This is a genomic window from Streptomyces sp. NPDC002138 (genome assembly GCF_040296485.1).
Lineage (GTDB): Bacteria > Actinomycetota > Actinomycetes > Streptomycetales > Streptomycetaceae > Streptomyces.
In genome coordinates, this window is record NZ_JBEOXE010000011.1 from 45,764 (window position 1) to 62,301 (window position 16,538).

10 protein-coding genes are annotated in these 16,538 nt (G+C 71.7%); 8 read left to right on the plus strand and 2 right to left on the minus strand.

The genetic code is table 11. The features are described 5' to 3' along the window. The first annotated feature begins 35 nt into the window (after positions 1-35). The gene (locus tag ABT084_RS09815; protein ID WP_351040246.1) at positions 36-758 is read left to right on the plus strand and encodes a methyltransferase domain-containing protein; all 723 of its coding nucleotides are present in this window, start codon (positions 36-38) and stop codon (positions 756-758) included. 87 nt (positions 759-845) lie between these two features. Here ABT084_RS09815 and ABT084_RS09820 read toward each other — a convergent pair whose 3' ends face one another. After that, positions 846-1,757: a phosphatase PAP2 family protein gene (locus ABT084_RS09820; RefSeq protein WP_351040249.1), complete on the minus strand. Its 912-nt coding sequence runs from the start codon at positions 1,755-1,757 to the stop codon at positions 846-848. Between the two features lie 113 nt (positions 1,758-1,870). After that, positions 1,871-2,896, minus strand: a complete 1,026-nt coding sequence (locus tag ABT084_RS09825) for a LacI family DNA-binding transcriptional regulator (protein ID WP_351040251.1) — start codon at positions 2,894-2,896, stop codon at positions 1,871-1,873. 303 nt (positions 2,897-3,199) lie between these two features. On the opposite strand from ABT084_RS09825, the gene ABT084_RS09830 reads away from it, so the two are divergent. From ABT084_RS09830 to pulA, 7 genes are all read left to right on the plus strand, one after another. Next, positions 3,200-4,474 carry an extracellular solute-binding protein gene (locus tag ABT084_RS09830; protein ID WP_351040254.1) on the plus strand — a complete coding sequence of 425 codons (1,275 nt, stop codon included), beginning with the start codon at positions 3,200-3,202 and terminating at the stop codon, positions 4,472-4,474. A gap of 7 nt (positions 4,475-4,481) precedes the next feature. After that, the gene (locus ABT084_RS09835) at positions 4,482-5,504 is read left to right on the plus strand and encodes a carbohydrate ABC transporter permease (RefSeq protein ID WP_351040257.1); all 1,023 of its coding nucleotides are present in this window, start codon (positions 4,482-4,484) and stop codon (positions 5,502-5,504) included. Beyond that, positions 5,501-6,421: a sugar ABC transporter permease gene (locus ABT084_RS09840; RefSeq protein ID WP_502968882.1), complete on the plus strand. Its 921-nt coding sequence runs from the start codon at positions 5,501-5,503 to the stop codon at positions 6,419-6,421. The genes ABT084_RS09835 and ABT084_RS09840 overlap by 4 nt, the downstream gene beginning before the upstream one ends. 45 nt (positions 6,422-6,466) lie before the next feature. Further along, the gene (locus ABT084_RS09845) at positions 6,467-8,068 is read left to right on the plus strand and encodes a glycoside hydrolase family 13 protein (protein WP_351040260.1); all 1,602 of its coding nucleotides are present in this window, start codon (positions 6,467-6,469) and stop codon (positions 8,066-8,068) included. Continuing rightward, on the plus strand, positions 8,056-9,072 hold the full coding sequence (locus tag ABT084_RS09850) for a LacI family DNA-binding transcriptional regulator (RefSeq protein WP_351040263.1): 1,017 nt from the start codon (positions 8,056-8,058) through the stop codon (positions 9,070-9,072). The genes ABT084_RS09845 and ABT084_RS09850 overlap by 13 nt, the downstream gene beginning before the upstream one ends. A 282-nt stretch (positions 9,073-9,354) precedes the next feature. Further along, a complete protein-coding gene (locus ABT084_RS09855; RefSeq protein ID WP_351040266.1) occupies positions 9,355-11,061 on the plus strand; it encodes a carbohydrate-binding module family 20 domain-containing protein in 1,707 nt (568 codons plus the stop codon). A 94-nt stretch (positions 11,062-11,155) separates the two neighbouring features. Beyond that, entirely contained in the window at positions 11,156-16,534 is a 5,379-nt protein-coding gene (pulA, locus tag ABT084_RS09860) for a pullulanase-type alpha-1,6-glucosidase (RefSeq protein WP_351040269.1), read from the plus strand. The last annotated feature ends 4 nt before the right edge of the window (positions 16,535-16,538 follow it).

Sequence of the window (16,538 nt, forward strand, 5' to 3'; positions counted from 1 at the left end):
CGGGGTGTTCAGCCGGACCACCCCAGGAGCACCGCATGGCGCCCGCCGACCGTTACCTCAAGGCATGGGACGGGTTCTGGGAGCAGAGCTCCGGCGCCGAGGGCGAGGCCTTCTGGGACGCCGGGAGCGCGCTCACCGCCGAGCGCGACATCCGGCTGCTCGAGCCGTACGCCGACCCCCGCCTCCCCATCGCCGACCTCGGCTGCGGCAACGGCACCCAGACCCGCTTCCTCGCCACCCGCTTCGCCGCGGCCGTCGGCGTGGACCTCTCCGCCGCCGCCGTCGCCCACGCCCGCCGCGCCGACCCGGCGCAGGCGGCCGCGTACGAGCAGCTCGACCTGACCGACGGGCGGGCCGCCCACGCCCTGCATGCGCGGCTCGGGGACGCCCACGTCTACCTGCGGGCCGTCCTGCACCAGAGCGACCCCGAGGACCGCCCCGCCGTGGCCGCCTCGGTGGCCGCCGTCCTCGGGGACACCGGCCGGGCCCTGGTGCTGGAACCCACCGACGGGGCCGAGGCCGTCCTGCACACCATCGGGCCGACCCCCAAGCTGCTGCGGGTCAGGGAACACGACCTGCGCCCCGGCCGGGTCGCCGACGGCGAGGTCGCGGAGCTGCTGCGCGGCGCCGGGCTGCGGATCCTGGAGCAGGGCGCGACCACGCTCACGATGAGCGAGGTACGGGCCGACGGGACGCCCGTCGGACTCCCGGGCCGGTGGTTCGTCGCCGCGAAAAGCGAAGGCCGAGAGCGAGTCTGAGACCAGACCCGGGATCAGACCCGGGACCAGACCCGGGATCAGACCCGGGATCAGACCCGGGACCAGACCCGGGCCCCAGGACCAGGACTAGGCCCGCGACCGCACCCGCCGCACCCGCCGCAGCAGCGCGGCCGCCGCCGGGTGCGGGCCGGTGTGCAGGGGATGGCGCGGCAGGCGGTGCGGGAGGGCCCCGTACCAGGCGCGGGAGACGGTGTAACCGAAGGCCAGGCAGAGCGCCCCGCCCGCCGCGTCCAGCCAGAAGTGGTTGGCGGTGGCCACGATGACGACCAGCGTCGCCGTCGGGTACAGCAGGCCCAGGATCCGGGCCCAGGGCGCCGAGGCGACCGCGAAGACGGTCAGCCCGCACCAGAGCGACCACCCTATGTGCATGGACGGCATCGCCGCGTACTGGTTCGACATGTGCTTGAGGTCGCCGGAGGCCATCGAGCCCCAGGTGTGGTGCTCGAGCACGGTGTCGATGAACCGCGTGCCGTTCATCAGCCGGGGCGGCGCGAGCGGGAACAGGTAATAACCGACCAGCGCCACACCCGTGGTGGCGAAGAGGACCAGCCGGGCGGCGGCGTACCGCCCCGGATGGAAGCGGTAGATCCACACCAGCACGCCGATCGTCACGATGAAGTGCAAGGTGGCGTAGTAGTAGTTCATGCCGACGATCAGCCACGTCACCGAATCGACGGCGTGGTTGACGCTCCGCTCCACCGCGATGCCCAGGGTGTTCTCGACGCGCCAGATCCAGTCGGCGTTCGCCAGCGCGGCCGCCTTCTCCTCGGGCACCGAGTTGCGGATCAGCGAGTACGTCCAGTAGCTCAGCGCCAGCAGCAGGACCTCGAACCAGATCCGCGGCCTGCGCGGCGCGCGCAGCCGGTCCAGGAGCCGGCCGGTGGATCCCCGGCGGTCCTCGATGCGCCCGCCCTCGGGCACGGCGGGTGACGAGACGTCCGTCCTGGTATCCAGTGTCTTCACGCTCGCTTCACCCATGGGAAAAGAGTCTGTCAGATAGCGTGCCTGCTCCGATCATCCTCCGGGACGGTCCTCCCCGCACGGGGCTCCGACCTGCGGACGATCTCCTGCGAACGAACCGCAGGTCAGGCCTACTGTCCGCGGCCGGGCCCGGAGGCCGTGGAGCCGCGCACCACCAGCTCGGGCAGGAACACGAATTCACTGTGCGGCGCAGGCGTCCCGCCGATCTCCTCCAGCAGGGTCCGCACGGCGGCCTGCCCCATCGCCTGGACCGGCTGCCGGATGGTGGTCAGCGGCGGATCGGTGAACGCTATGAGGGGCGAGTCGTCGAAGCCGACGACCGAGACGTCCTGCGGCACCCGCAGCCCCTGCTGCCGGGCGGCCCGTACGGCGCCGAGCGCCATCATGTCGCTGGCGCACACGATGGCCGTGCAGCCGCGGGCGATGAGCGCGGTGGCCGCGGCCTGTCCGCCCTCCAGCGTGTACAGCGAGTGCTGGATCAGCTCCTCGGTGGCCGCCTCGTCCAGCCCGAGCCGCTCGCGCATGCCCAGCCGGAACCCCTCGATCTTGCGGAGCACCGGCACGAAGCGCTTGGGCCCGACGGCCAGCCCGATCCGGGTATGGCCGAGCGCGGCGAGGTGGGTCACCGCGAGCTGCATGGCGGCCCGGTCGTCGGGGGAGACGAAGGGGGCCCGCACCTTGTCGGAGAAGCCGTTGATGAGGACGTACGGGACACCCTGACCGCGGAGCTGGTCGTAGCGGCCCATGTCGGCGGTGGTGTCCGCGTGGAGACCGGAGACGAAGATGATGCCCGAGACCCCGCGGTCCACGAGCATTTCGGTCAGCTCGTCCTCGGTGGAGCCGCCGGGCGTCTGGGTGGCCAGCACCGGCGTGTACCCCTGCCGGGTGAGGGCCTGCCCGATCACCTGCGCGAGCGCGGGGAAGATGGGGTTGTCCAGCTCGGGCGTTATGAGCCCGACGAGGCCCGCGCTGCGCTGACGCAGCCGCACGGGGCGTTCGTAGCCGAGGACGTCGAGCGCGGCCAGCACGGATTCGCGGGTGCCCGCGGCCACGCCGGGCTTGCCATTGAGGACCCGGCTGACTGTGGCTTCGCTGACCCCCGCCTGAGCTGCGATGTCGGCAAGCCGCGCGGTCATGGGAGTGGACTGTACCGGTCGTACGTCCCGTTGCGCACCAGGTGCGCACAGGGTGTGTGCACAGGGCGGCATTCAGCCACATTCAGCCGCCGGGCGCCGCGCGCGGCCGCGTTTCTGGAAGCGCTTGCAAGCCCTCGCCCGGTCCCACCAGCAAGTTGCGGCAACCTTCCGGACACGCAGATGTAACGATCACCAGGTCTTGCAGAAAATTGCCGCAAGGTCTTTCCGTCGGCTTTCAGGCTTGTTACGTTCCTGGCAACTCGGGACCGCGAGGACGCGGCCGGGATCATCGAAGGAGTTCATATGCGGCGTGGCATAGCGGCCACCGCGCTGGTCGCGGCTCTGGCGCTCGCGGCGACGGCTTGCGGCGGCGACAAGAACGACAACGGCGGCGGCGACAGTGCCGGTGGCGAGATCTCCGGCACGGTCACGTGGTGGGACACCTCCAACGACACGGAGAAGGCGACCTTCCAGAAGATCGCCGAAGCGTTCACCGCCCAGCACCCGAAGGTGACCGTCAAGTACGTCAACGTTCCTTACGGCGACGCGCAGAACAAGGTCAAGAACGCCTTCAGCAGCGGCGCCGAGGCCCCCGACGTCATCCGCGCCGACGTCGGCTGGGTCGCCGACTTCGCCTCGCTCGGCTACCTGGACAAGGTTCCCGCCGACGCGGCCAAGAAGGTCGACGCCGAGTTCCTGCCCCAGGCGGCCGCCAGCGGCAAGTACGAGAGCCAGCTCTACGCCGTCCCCCAGGTCATCGACTCCCTCGGCCTCTTCTACAACAAGAAGATGCTGGCGGACGCGGGCGTCAAGCCCCCGACCAACCTGGAGGAGCTCAAGACCGCCGCCGCCGCGATCAAGGCGAAGACCGGCAAGACCGGCCTCTACCTGCGCGGCGACGATTCCTACTGGTCGCTCCCCTTCATCTACGGCGAGGGCGGCGACCTCGTCGACGCCAAGACCAAGACGGTCACCATCGACAACGCCGCGGGCATCAAGGCCTTCAAGGACGCCCGCGACCTGATCACCTCCGGCGCGGCGGTCACCAACGCCACCGACGGCTACGACAACATGCAGACCGCCTTCAAGTCGGGCGAGGTCGCGATGATGGTCAACGGCCCGTGGGCAGTCAAGGACACCTACTCCGGCGCCCAGTTCGCCGACAAGGCCAACCTCGGCGTCAGCACCGTCCCGGGCGGCTCCGTCAAGGTGGGCGCCCCGCAGGGCGGTCACGACCTGGCCGTCTACGCCGGGTCCAAGAACCGGACGGCCGCGCACGCCTTCGTCGAGTACATGACCTCCCAGGAGGTCCAGGTGCAGGCCACCAAGGAACTGAGCCTGCTGCCGACCCGCACCGCCGCCTACGAGGCGCCGGACGTGAAGAGCAACGAGATGGTCGCGTTCTTCAAGCCCGCCGTGGACAAGGCCGTCGAGCGCGCCTGGATCCCGGAGAACGGCTCCCTCTTCGAGCCCCTCAAGCTCCAGTTCACCAAGGCGGTCACCGGGACGTCGAGCCCGGAGGACGCGGCCAAGGCGGCCGGCGTCGAGTTCCGCAAGATCCTCAAGGGCTGGAAGTAACACAACGATGGCTGCTGAGACCAGCCAGTCAGTGGTGAAGGCCGCGGGCGACGACGTCGCCCGCGGCCGGAGCCGCGGGACTGACCGCAAGCCCGGGGCCCGCCCCGGCCGGATCCGGCGCGCGCTGGCCACCCACTGGTACGCCTGGACGATGATCACCCCCGTGGTGCTCGTCCTCGGCGTGATCATCGGGTGGCCGCTGGTCCGCGGGATCTACCTGTCGTTGACCGACGCCAACGAGCGCAACGTCGCCCGTACGATCGGCCCCAACACCATCGACGCGACGTACGAGTTCGTCGGGCTCGACAACTACACGGCCGCGCTGAGCGACCCCGTCTTCCTGGACCGGCTCGTGTGGACGGTGATCTGGACCGTCGCGTGCGTGTCCATCACCTTCACCCTCGGCCTCGGGCTCGCCACCATCCTGAACCGGGACTTCCGGGGCCGCGCCGCCTACCGCATGGCGCTCATCCTGCCCTGGGCCGTCCCCGGCTTCGTCTCCGTCTTCGCCTGGCGGTTCCTCTTCAACCGCGACAACGGCATCCTGAACAAGGTCCTCGAAGGCGGCGGCATCTCCGCCGTGCCGTGGCTCGACGACCCCACCTGGGCCAAGCTCGCCGTCATCACCGTCAACGTCTGGCTGGGCATCCCCTTCATCATGGTGGCCCTGCTCGGCGGCCTCCAGTCCATCCCCGGCGAGCTGTACGAGGCCGCCGAGATGGACGGCGCGAGCCCCTGGCAGCGCTTCCGGCACATCACCCTGCCGGGGCTGCGCACGGTCAGCATGACGGTCATCCTGCTCTCCACCATCTGGACCTTCAACATGTTCCCGGTGATCTTCCTGCTCACCCGGGGCGGCCCGGGCGACTCCACCGAGATCCTGGTGACCCAGGCCTTCCGGCAGGCGTTCGTGACCAGCCCGCGCGACTTCGCCGGCTCCGCGACCTGGGGCGTCCTGATCCTCGCCCTGCTCATGATCTTCGCGCTGGTCTACCGGCGTTCGCTGCGCAAGCAGGGAGAGGTGTGGTGACCGTGACCACCCCCAGCACCGCCAGTACCCCCACTGCCGCCGACACCGCAGACACCGCAGACACCGCAGACACCGCCAAGGCGGTGCGCCCGCGCGGGCAGCGCGGGCCGCTCGCCTCCGTCGCCCTGCACGCCACCCTGGTCGTCGCGGCCGTCATCGCCGTCTTCCCGGTCCTGTGGATCCTGCTGACCTCGATCAAGCCGCCGCAGCAGGCGGTCAGTACCGACTTCATCAAGGACCCCACGCTCGACAACTACCGCTATCTGGTGGACCACACGGCCTTCTTCACCTGGTTCGGCAACTCGGTGCTGGTCGCGGGCATCACCACCGTGCTCGGCGTGTTCATCGCCGCGACCACCGGATACGCGGTCAGCCGGTTCCGCTTCCCGGGCATGAAGCCGCTGATGTGGACCCTGCTCGTCACCCAGATGTTCCCGATGGCCATCCTCATCGTCCCGCTCTACAACCTGATGGGAGAGCTCGGGCTGCTCAACCAGCCGCTCGGCCTGATCATCACCTACCTCACCATCGCGGTGCCGTTCTGCGCCTGGATGATGAAGGGCTTCTTCGACACCATCCCGATCGAGATCGACGAATCCGGACGGGTCGACGGCCTCAACCCCTTCGGGACCTTCTGGCGGCTGATCCTCCCGCTGGCCCGGCCGGGCCTCGCGGTCACCGCCTTCTACTCGTTCATCACCGCCTGGGGCGAGGTCGCGTACGCCTCCGCCTTCCTGGTCGGCGACGACAACCTCACGCTGGCCGGAGGTCTGCAGACCTTCGTCACCCAGTACACCGCCAACTGGGGTCCGATGGCGGCGGCTTCCGTCCTCATCGCCATCCCCGCGGCGATCTTCTTCCTCTTCGCCCAGCGTCACCTCGTCGCCGGTATGACCGCGGGCGCGACCAAGGGCTGACCACCCTCCCGACGCGTACACCGGCCCGATCTCTCCAAGGACGACATGACCCAGCACCTCGCCGACGCTCTTCCCACCCCGACCGGCACCCAGCCCGGCTGGTGGCGGGAAGCGGTGATCTACCAGGTCTATCCGCGCAGTTTCGCCGACAGCAACGGGGACGGGATGGGGGACCTCGAAGGGATCCGCACCCGGCTGCCCTACCTCAAGGAACTGGGCGTCGACGCCGTCTGGCTCAGCCCGTTCTACGCCTCCCCGCAGGCCGACGCGGGCTACGACGTCGCCGACTACCGGGCCATCGACCCGATGTTCGGCACCCTGCACGACGCCGACGCCGTGATCCGCGAAGCGCACGCGCTGGACCTGCGGATCATCGTGGACCTCGTCCCCAACCACTGCTCCGACCAGCACGAATGGTTCAAGCAAGCACTCCGGGAAGGCCCGGGGACCCCGCTGCGCGAGCGCTTCCACTTCCGGCCCGGGCGCGGGGCGGCCGGTGAACTGCCGCCGAACGACTGGGAGTCGATCTTCGGCGGGCCGGCCTGGACCCGGGTCGCGGACGGGGAGTGGTACCTGCACCTCTTCGCGCCCGAGCAGCCCGACTTCAACTGGGAACACCCCGCCGTCCAGGACGAGTTCCGCTCCATCCTGCGGTTCTGGCTGGACCTCGGCGCCGACGGCTTCCGCATCGACGTCGCCCACGGCCTCGTCAAGGCCCCCGGCCTGCCCGACCTCGGCCGCGACGAACAGCTCAAGCTGCTGGGCAACCAGGTGCTGCCCTTCTTCGACCAGGACGGCGTCCACGAGATCTACCGCTCCTGGCGGACCGTGCTGGAGGAGTACGCGGGCGACCGCATCGGGGTCGCCGAGGCGTGGACCCCGAGCGCGGACCGCACCGCGCTCTACCTGCGGCCCGACGAGCTGCACCAGGCCTTCAACTTCCAGTACCTGAACACCGGGTGGGACGCGGCGGCGCTGCGCGCGACCATCGACGAATCACTCGACGCGATGCGGCCCGTCGGCGCTCCGACGACCTGGGTCCTGTCCAACCACGACGTGGTGCGGCACGTGACGCGCTACGGCGGCGGCGCGCAGGGCCTGGCGCGGGCGCGGGCGGCGGCGCTGCTGATGCTGGCGCTGCCCGGTTCGGCGTACGTGTACCAGGGCGAGGAGCTGGGTCTGCCCGAGGTGGTCGACCTTCCGGCCGAGGCGCGTCAGGACCCGGCGTTCACGCGCGGCTCCGGCCAGGACGGGCTGCGCGACGGCTGCCGGGTGCCGATCCCGTGGTCGGGCGAGGAGGCTCCGTACGGCTTCGGGTCCGGCGGGAGCTGGCTGCCGCAGCCCGCCGAGTGGGCGGGGCTGAGCGTGGCCGCCCAGAGCGGCGACCCGCAGTCCACCCTGGAGCTGTACCGCGCCGCGCTGCGGATCCGGCGCGAGCGCGCCGAGCTGGGGGCGGGGGACGCCGTGGAGTGGCTGGAGGCCCCGGCCGGGGTGCTGGCGTTCCGGCGCGGGGAGTTCGTCTGCACGGTGAACACGGGGAGCGCGGCGGTACGTACCCCCGCGCCCGGAACCGTGCTGCTGGCCAGCGGCCCGCTGGCCGACCCGGACCTGCTCCCGGCCGACACGGCGGTGTGGTGGCAGGGGTGACCTCCCCCCTACGGCTGACGGACATCGCCGCGCAGGCCCAGGTCAGCGAGGCGACCGTCAGCCGGGTGCTCAACGGCAAGGCGGGCGTCGCGGCCGGCACCCGGCACAAGGTGCTGGCCGCGCTCGACCTGCTCGGCTACGAACGGCCCGTACGGCTGCGGCGGCGCAGCAACGGGCTCGTCGGGCTGCTCATCCCCGAGCTGACCAACCCGATCTTCCCGGCGTTCGCGCAGGTCATCGAGCAGGCGCTGGCGGGGCACGGGTACACCCCGGTGCTGTGCACGCAGACGCCCGGCGGGGCCACCGAGGACGAGCTGGTGGAGCAGCTGGAGGAGCGCGGGGTGACGGGGATCGTCTTCCTGTCCGGGCTCCACGCCGACACCTCGGCGGATCCCTCGCGCTACCGGCGGCTCGCGGCGCGGGGGGTGCCGTTCGTCCTGATCAACGGCTTCAACGAGCGGGTGCACGCCCCCTTCATCTCCCCCGACGACCGGGCGGCGGCGGACATGGCGGTGCGGCACCTGGAGGACCTCGGGCACCGGCGGATCGGGCTGGCCATCGGGCCGACCCGCTACGTCCCCTCGGCCCGCAAGGAGCAGGGCTTCCTGGCCGCGGTGCCGTCGGCCGAGGCGGAGGGGCTGATCCAGCGCACCCTGTTCACGGTGGAGGGCGGGCACGCGGCCGGGGGCGCACTGGTGGACCGGGGGTGCACGGGCATCGTGTGCGGCAGCGATCCGATGGCGCTGGGTGTCATCCGGGCGGTCCGTGAGCGGGGGCTGCGGGTGCCGGAGGACGTCTCGGTGGTCGGCTTCGACGACTCCCCGCTGATCGCCTTCACCGATCCGCCGCTGACCACGGTCCGGCAGCCGGTGCGGGCCATGGCTACGGCGGCGGTGGGGGCCCTGCTGGAGGCGGTGGGCGGCACCCCGGTCCAGCGCACGGAGTTCGTCTTCCAACCGGAACTGGTCGTCCGCGGCTCGACGACCCAGGCGCCGCGCCTCTGACCCCGGTGGCGTACGTGGCAAACCCAGCCCCGCCGGCGTTTGAGGCGCGGGGTCCGGGGGGAGCCCCGTGCCTCCGGCGGGCCCTCAAATGCCGGGCGGGCTGGATGTGCCTCGGCTGGGCCGGGTTGGCCCGGGCAGGGCCGCGGGTGCCCGCCCCCACCGCCGCACGAAACAATTCTGCAATCTCTTGCGCAAAGTCTTGCAACACTCCGGGGCGCCCCCTACGGTCGCGACCAATCCCCACCTCCCCACATCCCCGCCCTCTGCGCCAGGAGGCCCCCCATGCCCCGCCCCCGCACCCACAGAGCCGTGGTCGCGATCACCGCCGCCCTCACGGCCGCCACCCTCACCACCCAGGCGCCGCAGGCATCCGCCGCGCCGCCCTCCGAGCGGGACGTCACCGCCGTCCTGTTCGAGTGGAACTTCGGCTCCGTCGCCAAGGCCTGCACCGACACCCTCGGCCCCGCCGGTTACGGCTACGTCCAGGTCTCGCCTCCCCAGGAGCACATCCAGGGCCCCCAGTGGTGGACCTCGTACCAGCCCGTCAGCTACAAGATCGCCGGCCGGCTCGGCGACCGCGCCGCCTTCAAGGCGATGGTCGACACCTGCCACACCGCCGGCGTGAAGGTCGTCGCCGACTCCGTCATCAACCACATGGCCTCCGCCGACGGCACCGGCACGGGCGGCAGTTCGTACACGAAGTACAACTACCCCGGGCTCTACTCCGGCGCCGACATGGACGACTGCCGCGCCACCATCTCCAACTACCAGGACCGGGCCAACGTCCAGAACTGCGAGCTGGTGCAGCTCGCGGACCTCGACACGGGCGAGGACTACGTACGGGGCCGCATCGCCGGATACCTGAACGACCTGCTCTCCCTCGGGGTCGACGGCTTCCGGATCGACGCCGCCAAGCACATGCCGGCCGCCGACCTCGCCAACATCAAGTCCCGGCTCACCAGCCCGAACGCCTACTGGAAGCAGGAGGCGATCTACGGCGCGGGCGAGGCCGTCTCGCCGAGCGAGTACCTCGGCAACGGCGACGTGCAGGAGTTCCGCTACGGCCGTGACCTCAAGCGGATCTTCCAGAGCGAGAACCTCGCCTACCTGAAGAACTTCGGCGAGGCCTGGGGGTACATGCCGAGCGGCCAGGCCGCCGTGTTCGTCGACAACCACGACACCGAGCGCGGCGGTGACACCCTCAACTACACGTCGGGCGCCACCTACACGCTCGCCAACGTCTTCATGCTGGCGTGGCCCTACGGCACCCCGGACGTGCACTCGGGCTACGCGTTCACCGACCGCGACGCCGGGCCGCCCAACGGCGGCGCCGTGAACTCCTGTTACTCCGACGGGTGGACCTGCCAGCACGCCTGGCGCGAGATCTCCTCGATGGTGGGCTTCCACAACGCGGCGCGCGGCCAGTCCGTCACCAACTGGTGGGACAACGGCGCGGACCAGATCGCCTTCGGGCGCGGCGCGAAGGCGTACGTGGCCATCAACCACGAGGCGTCGGCGCTGACGCGGACCTTCCAGACCTCGCTCCCGGCGGGCGACTACTGCGACGTACAGAGCGGCAGAAACGTCACGGTGAACGGCTCCGGCCAGTTCACGGCGACCCTCGGCGCGGACACCGCCGTCGCCCTGCACGTGGGCGCCCGCACCTGCTCCGGCGGCAGCACCCCGCCGCCCGCCGCGGCCGGGGCCTCCTTCGCCGTCAACGCCACCACCGTGCCCGGCCAGAACATCTACGTCACCGGGGACCAGGCCGCCCTCGGGAACTGGAACGCGGCCTCCGCGCTCAAGCTCGACCCGGCCGCCTACCCGGTCTGGAAGCTCGACGTCACCCTGCCCGCGGGGACCTCCTTCGCCTACAAGTACGTCCGCAAGGACGCCGCCGGCAACGTCACCTGGGAGAGCGGCGCCAACCGCACGGCCACCGTCCCCGCGAGCGGCAAGGTCACGCTGAACGACACCTGGCGCGGCTGACCCGGTCGTCCGCCCCCCCGATCCGGGGCCGCCCGGCGCCTTCATCCCCGCCACCGCCGGGCGGCCCTCACCCCGTACCCGAGGAGACCCCGCCTTGATACGCCCAGCCGCAGGAATCGCCGCCGCCGCCCTGGCCGTGGCCTTCCTGCCCGCCCTGCCCGCGGCGGCCGCCGTCAAGGCTCCCGCCCCGCCCTCGGACGCGCAACTGGCGGCGCGGCCCACCCGGCACGACCTGACCCGGGAGCAGTTCTACTTCGTCCTCCCGGACCGGTTCGCGAACGGCGACCCGCGCAACGACCGCGGCGGCCTGACCGGCAGCCGCTCGCAGACCGGTCTGGACCCGACGGACAAGGGCTTCTACCAGGGCGGTGACCTCAAGGGGCTGACCGACCGGCTCGACTACATCAAGGGGCTGGGCACCACCGCCATCTGGATGGCCCCCGTCTTCAAGAACCAGCCGGTACAGGGCGAGGGGGCGAACCAGTCGGCCGGCTACCACGGTTACTGGATCACCGACTTCACCCAGGTCGACCCGCACTTCGGGACCAACGCCGACCTGGAGCGGCTGATCGACAAGGCCCACGGGAAGGGGATGAAGGTCTTCTTCGACGTCATCACCAACCACACCGCCGATGTCATCAACTACCAGGAGAAGTCCTCCTCCTACCTCTCGAAGGGCGCCTTCCCCTACCTCACCAAGGACGGGGTGCCCTTCGACGACTCCGACTACGCGGCGGGGAAGAAGGGCTTCCCGAAGGTCCGGGCGGCCTCCTTCCCGCGCACTCCGCTCGTGCCCGCGGACCGGCGCGCCGCCAAGGTCCCGGCCTGGCTGAACGACCCCGCGATGTACCACAACCGCGGTGACTCCACCTTCGCGGGCGAGTCCGCCGAGCAGGGCGACTTCTCCGGCCTCGACGACCTGTGGACCGAGCGTCCCGAGGTGGTCGGCGGGATGGAGAAGATCTACGAGAAGTGGGTGCGCGACTTCGAGATCGACGGCTTCCGGATCGACACCGTCAAACACGTCGACCTGCCGTTCTGGACGCAGTGGGCCACCGCCCTCGACGCGTACGCCGCCGCGCACGGGCGCTCGAAGTTCTTCATGTTCGGCGAGGTGTACTCCGCGGACCCGGCCGTCAACTCCCCGTACGTCACCCGGGGCCGGCTGGACGCCACCCTCGACTTCCCGCTCCAGGACGCGATCCGCGCGTACGCCGCCCAGGGCGCCGGAGCCGGGCGGCTCGCCTCCGTCCTCGGCGCCGACTACCGGTACACCAGCGACAAGGCCAACGCCTACGAGCAGGTGACCTTCCTCGGCAACCACGACATGGGGCGCTTCGGCTCCTTCCTGAAGCAGGACCGGCCCGGCGCGGGGGAGCAGGAACTGCTCGACCGCTACCGCCTGGCGAACGAGCTGCTGTTCTTCTCCCGCGGCAACCCGGTGATCTACTACGGCGACGAGCAGGGGTTCACCGGCGCGGGCGGCGACAAGGACGCCCGCCAGTCCCTCTTCGCCTCCAAGACGCCCGACTACCTCGATGACGACCAGCTCGGCACGGCGCGCACCCACGCGAGCGACGCCTACGACCCGGGACACCCGCTCTACCGGCAGATCAGCGCCCTCTCGCAGCTGACCAAGGCCCACCCCGCCCTGCGCGACGGCGTCCAGAGCGAGCGCCTCGCCGACGGCTCCGTCTACGCCTTCGCGCGTACGGACCCCCGCACCCGCACCGAGTACCTGGTCGCCGCCAACAACGGCACCGCCCCGCGCACCGTGGAACTCGACGCTCCGGCGGGCGCCGCCTACCGCGTCCTCTACGGCGGCGGGTCCACCACCACCGTCTGGGCCTCCTCCGCGGGCAAGCTCTCCGTCACCGCCCCCGCCCTCGGCAGCGTGGTCCTCATGGGCACCAGCCCGCTCCCCGCCCCCGCCACCCGGCCCGCCGTGACCCTCACCCCGCCCGCCCCCGGTGCCACCGGCACCGTCGAGCTGTCGGCGGACGTCAGCGGCGGCGGCCTCAACCGCGTCGTCTTCGCCACCCAGAGCGGTGACGAGAAGTGGCAGGTCCTCGGCACCGCCGACCACGCCCCCTACAAGGTCACCCAGCAGGTCACCGCCCCCGCGGGCACCCCGCTGCGCTACAAGGCCGTCGTCGTCGACGCCTCCGGCCGAACCGCGAGCGCCCTCGCCGCCTCCGTCGCCGGGCAGGCCCCGGCCCCCGAGGTCCCCACCGCCACCCAGCGCGACTACGCGGTGGTCCACTACCACCGCCCCGACGGCGACTACACGAACTGGCGCCTCTACGCCTGGGGCGACCTGGCCGAGGGTGAAGCCACCACCTGGCCCGCCGGGCACGACTTCACCGGCCGCGACGCGTACGGCGCCTTCGCGTACGTCAAGCTCAAGCCCGGTGCGAGCAGCGTCGGTTACCTGGTCATCGACAAGGACGGGTCGAAGGACGTCGCCGCCGACCGCACCATCGACGTGACGAAGACCGGCGAGATCTGGCTGGAGCAGGGCAAGGAGCCCGCCCGCACCGACCGCCCCGCCCAGCCGCCGCAGGACCAGTCCAAGGCCGTCCTCCACCTGAAGCGCGCCGACGGCGCCTACGACGGCTGGGGCCTGCACGTGTGGACCGGCGCCGCCACCCCCACCGACTGGTCCAAGCCCCTGCTCCCCACCCGCACCGACTCCTACGGCGCCGTCTACGAGGTCCCGCTCGCCCCGGGCGCCACCTCGCTGAGCTACATCCTGCACAAGGGCGACGAGAAGGACCTCCCCACCGACCAGTCCCTCGACCTCAAGGCCACCGGCCACGAGGCCTGGCTGCTCGCCGGGCAGCAGAAGTACCTGCTGCCGCAGCCCGCAGGATCCGCCGCAGCCCTGGACCTCACCAAGGCCGAGGCCGTGTGGATCGACCGCGACACCCTCGCCTGGAACGCGCCGCCCGCCGCCGCGTCCGTCCAGCTCCTGGCCTCCCGCGAGGGCACCGTCAAGGCCGAGGGGGGCGTCCTCACCGGCGCCGAGCGGGCCGCCTGGCTGCGGCTGACCCCGGGCGCCCTGAGCGCCGTACAGAAGCAGAAGTTCCCGCACCTGGCGGCGTACACCGCCTTCACCGTCGACCCGCGCGACCGCGACCGGGTCCGCGAGGCGCTGCGCGGGCAGCTCGTCGCGAGCGCCCGGAGCGCGAACGGCGCCGTCCTCGCCGCCACCGGGGTCCAGCTGGCGGGCGTCCTCGACGACCTGTACGCGAACACGACCCCGCTCGGCCCCACCTTCTCCGCCCGCGGCCCGAAGCTCGCGCTCTGGGCCCCCACCGCCCAGCAGGTCGCCCTCGAACTCGACGGCGGCGCCCGCACCGTCCCCCTGCACCGCGACGACGCCACCGGCGTCTGGTCGGCCGACGGCGACCGCTCCTGGACCGGCAAGCGCTACCGCTACGCGGTGACCGTCTGGGCCCCCAGCGTCCAGCGGGTCGTCCGCAACCTGGTCACCGACCCCTACTCCACCGGCCTGACCACCGACTCGACGTACAGCCTGGTCACCGACCTGGCCGCGGCCGCGCTCCAGCCGCCCGGCTGGCGCGACCTGCGCAAGCCCGCCGCCGTCCCCTTCACCTCGGCCCAGATCCAGGAACTCCACATCCGGGACTTCTCCGTCGCCGACCCCACGAGCAAGCACCCCGGCCAGTACCTGGCCTTCACGGACACCGACTCGGCCGGCATGAAGCACCTGCGCTCCCTCGCCGCCGCCGGCACCTCCTACGTCCACCTCCTGCCGGCCTTCGACATCGCCACCATCCCGGAGAACCCCGCCGACCGCACCACCCCCGCCTGCGACCTCAAGGTCTACGCCCCCGACTCCCCGGAGCAGCAGGCCTGCGTCGCGGCCGCCGCCGCGAAGGACGCCTACAACTGGGGCTACGACCCGCTGCACTACACCGTCCCGGAGGGCTCGTACGCCAGCGACCCGAACGGCACCGCCCGCACCGTGGAGTTCCGCCGCATGGTCCAGTCCCTCAACGGCGCGGGCCTGCGCACCGTGATGGACGTCGTCTACAACCACACCGCGGCCTCCGGCCAGTCGGACCTGTCCGTCCTGGACCGCGTGGTGCCCGGCTACTACCAGCGCCTGCTCGCCGACGGCTCCGTCGCCACCAGCAGCTGCTGCTCCAACACCGCCACCGAGAACGCCATGATGGGCCGCCTCGTCGTGGACTCCGTGGTCACCTGGGCCAAGGAGTACAAGGTCGACGGCTTCCGCTTCGACCTGATGGGCCACCAGCCCAAGGCGAACATCCTGGCCGTGCGCGCGGCCCTGGACCGGCTGACCCCCGCCAAGGACGGGGTCGACGGAAAGAAGATCATCCTCTACGGCGAGGGCTGGAACTTCGGCGAGGTCGCCGACGACGCCCGCTTCGTCCAGGCCACGCAGAAGAACATGGCGGGCACCGGCATCGCCACCTTCTCCGACCGGGCCCGCGACGCGGTCCGCGGCGGCGGCCCCTTCGACGAGGACCCGCGCGTCCAGGGCTTCGCCTCCGGCCTGTACACCGACCCCAATACGGCCACCGCGAACGGCACGCCCGAGCAGCAGCTGGCCCGGCTCCGGCACGCCCAGGACCTGATCAAGGTCGGGCTCACCGGCAACCTGGCGGGCTACACCTTCACCGACGCCACGGGCCGTACGGTCACGGGCGCGCAGCTCGACTACAACGGCCAGGGCGCCGGTTACGCGGCGGCGCCGGGCGACGCCCTCGCCTACGCGGACGCCCACGACAACGAATCGCTGTACGACGCCCTCAAGTACAAGCTCCCGCCCGCCACTTCCCCCGCGGACCAGGCCCGGATGCAGGTCCTGGCGATGGCGACGGCCACCCTCTCCCAGGGCCCGTCCCTCTCCCAGGCCGGGACGGACCTGCTGCGCTCCAAGTCCCTGGACCGCAACTCCTTCGACAGTGGCGACTGGTTCAACGCCATCCACTGGACCTGCGCGGACGCCACCGGCAGCGGCAACGGCTTCGGCCGGGGCCTGCCGCCCGCCGCCGACAACCGCGCGAAGTGGCCGTACGCCACTCCGCTGCTGACCACCCCCGGCCCGTCCTGCACCGACATGACCGGCGCCTCGGCCGCCTACCGGGACCTGCTGGGCATCCGCACCACGGAACCCTCCTTCGCCCTGACCAGCACGGCCGCGGTCCAGGCGCGGCTGGCCTTCCCGCTCGCGGGCCCGGCGGAGACCCCCGGGGTCATCACCATGACCCTCGGCGACCTGGTCGTGGTCTTCAACGCCACGCCCACCGCGCAGCACCAGCGCGTCGCCTCCCTGGCGGGGCGGCCGTACGCCCTGCACCCGCGCCAGGCCGCGGGCGCCGACCCGGTGGCCAAGTCCTCGGCGTACGAGGCCACGACCGGCGAATTCACGGTGCCGGGGCGCACGGTGGCCGTCTTCACCGCGAAGGGAGCCCGCTGAGCCC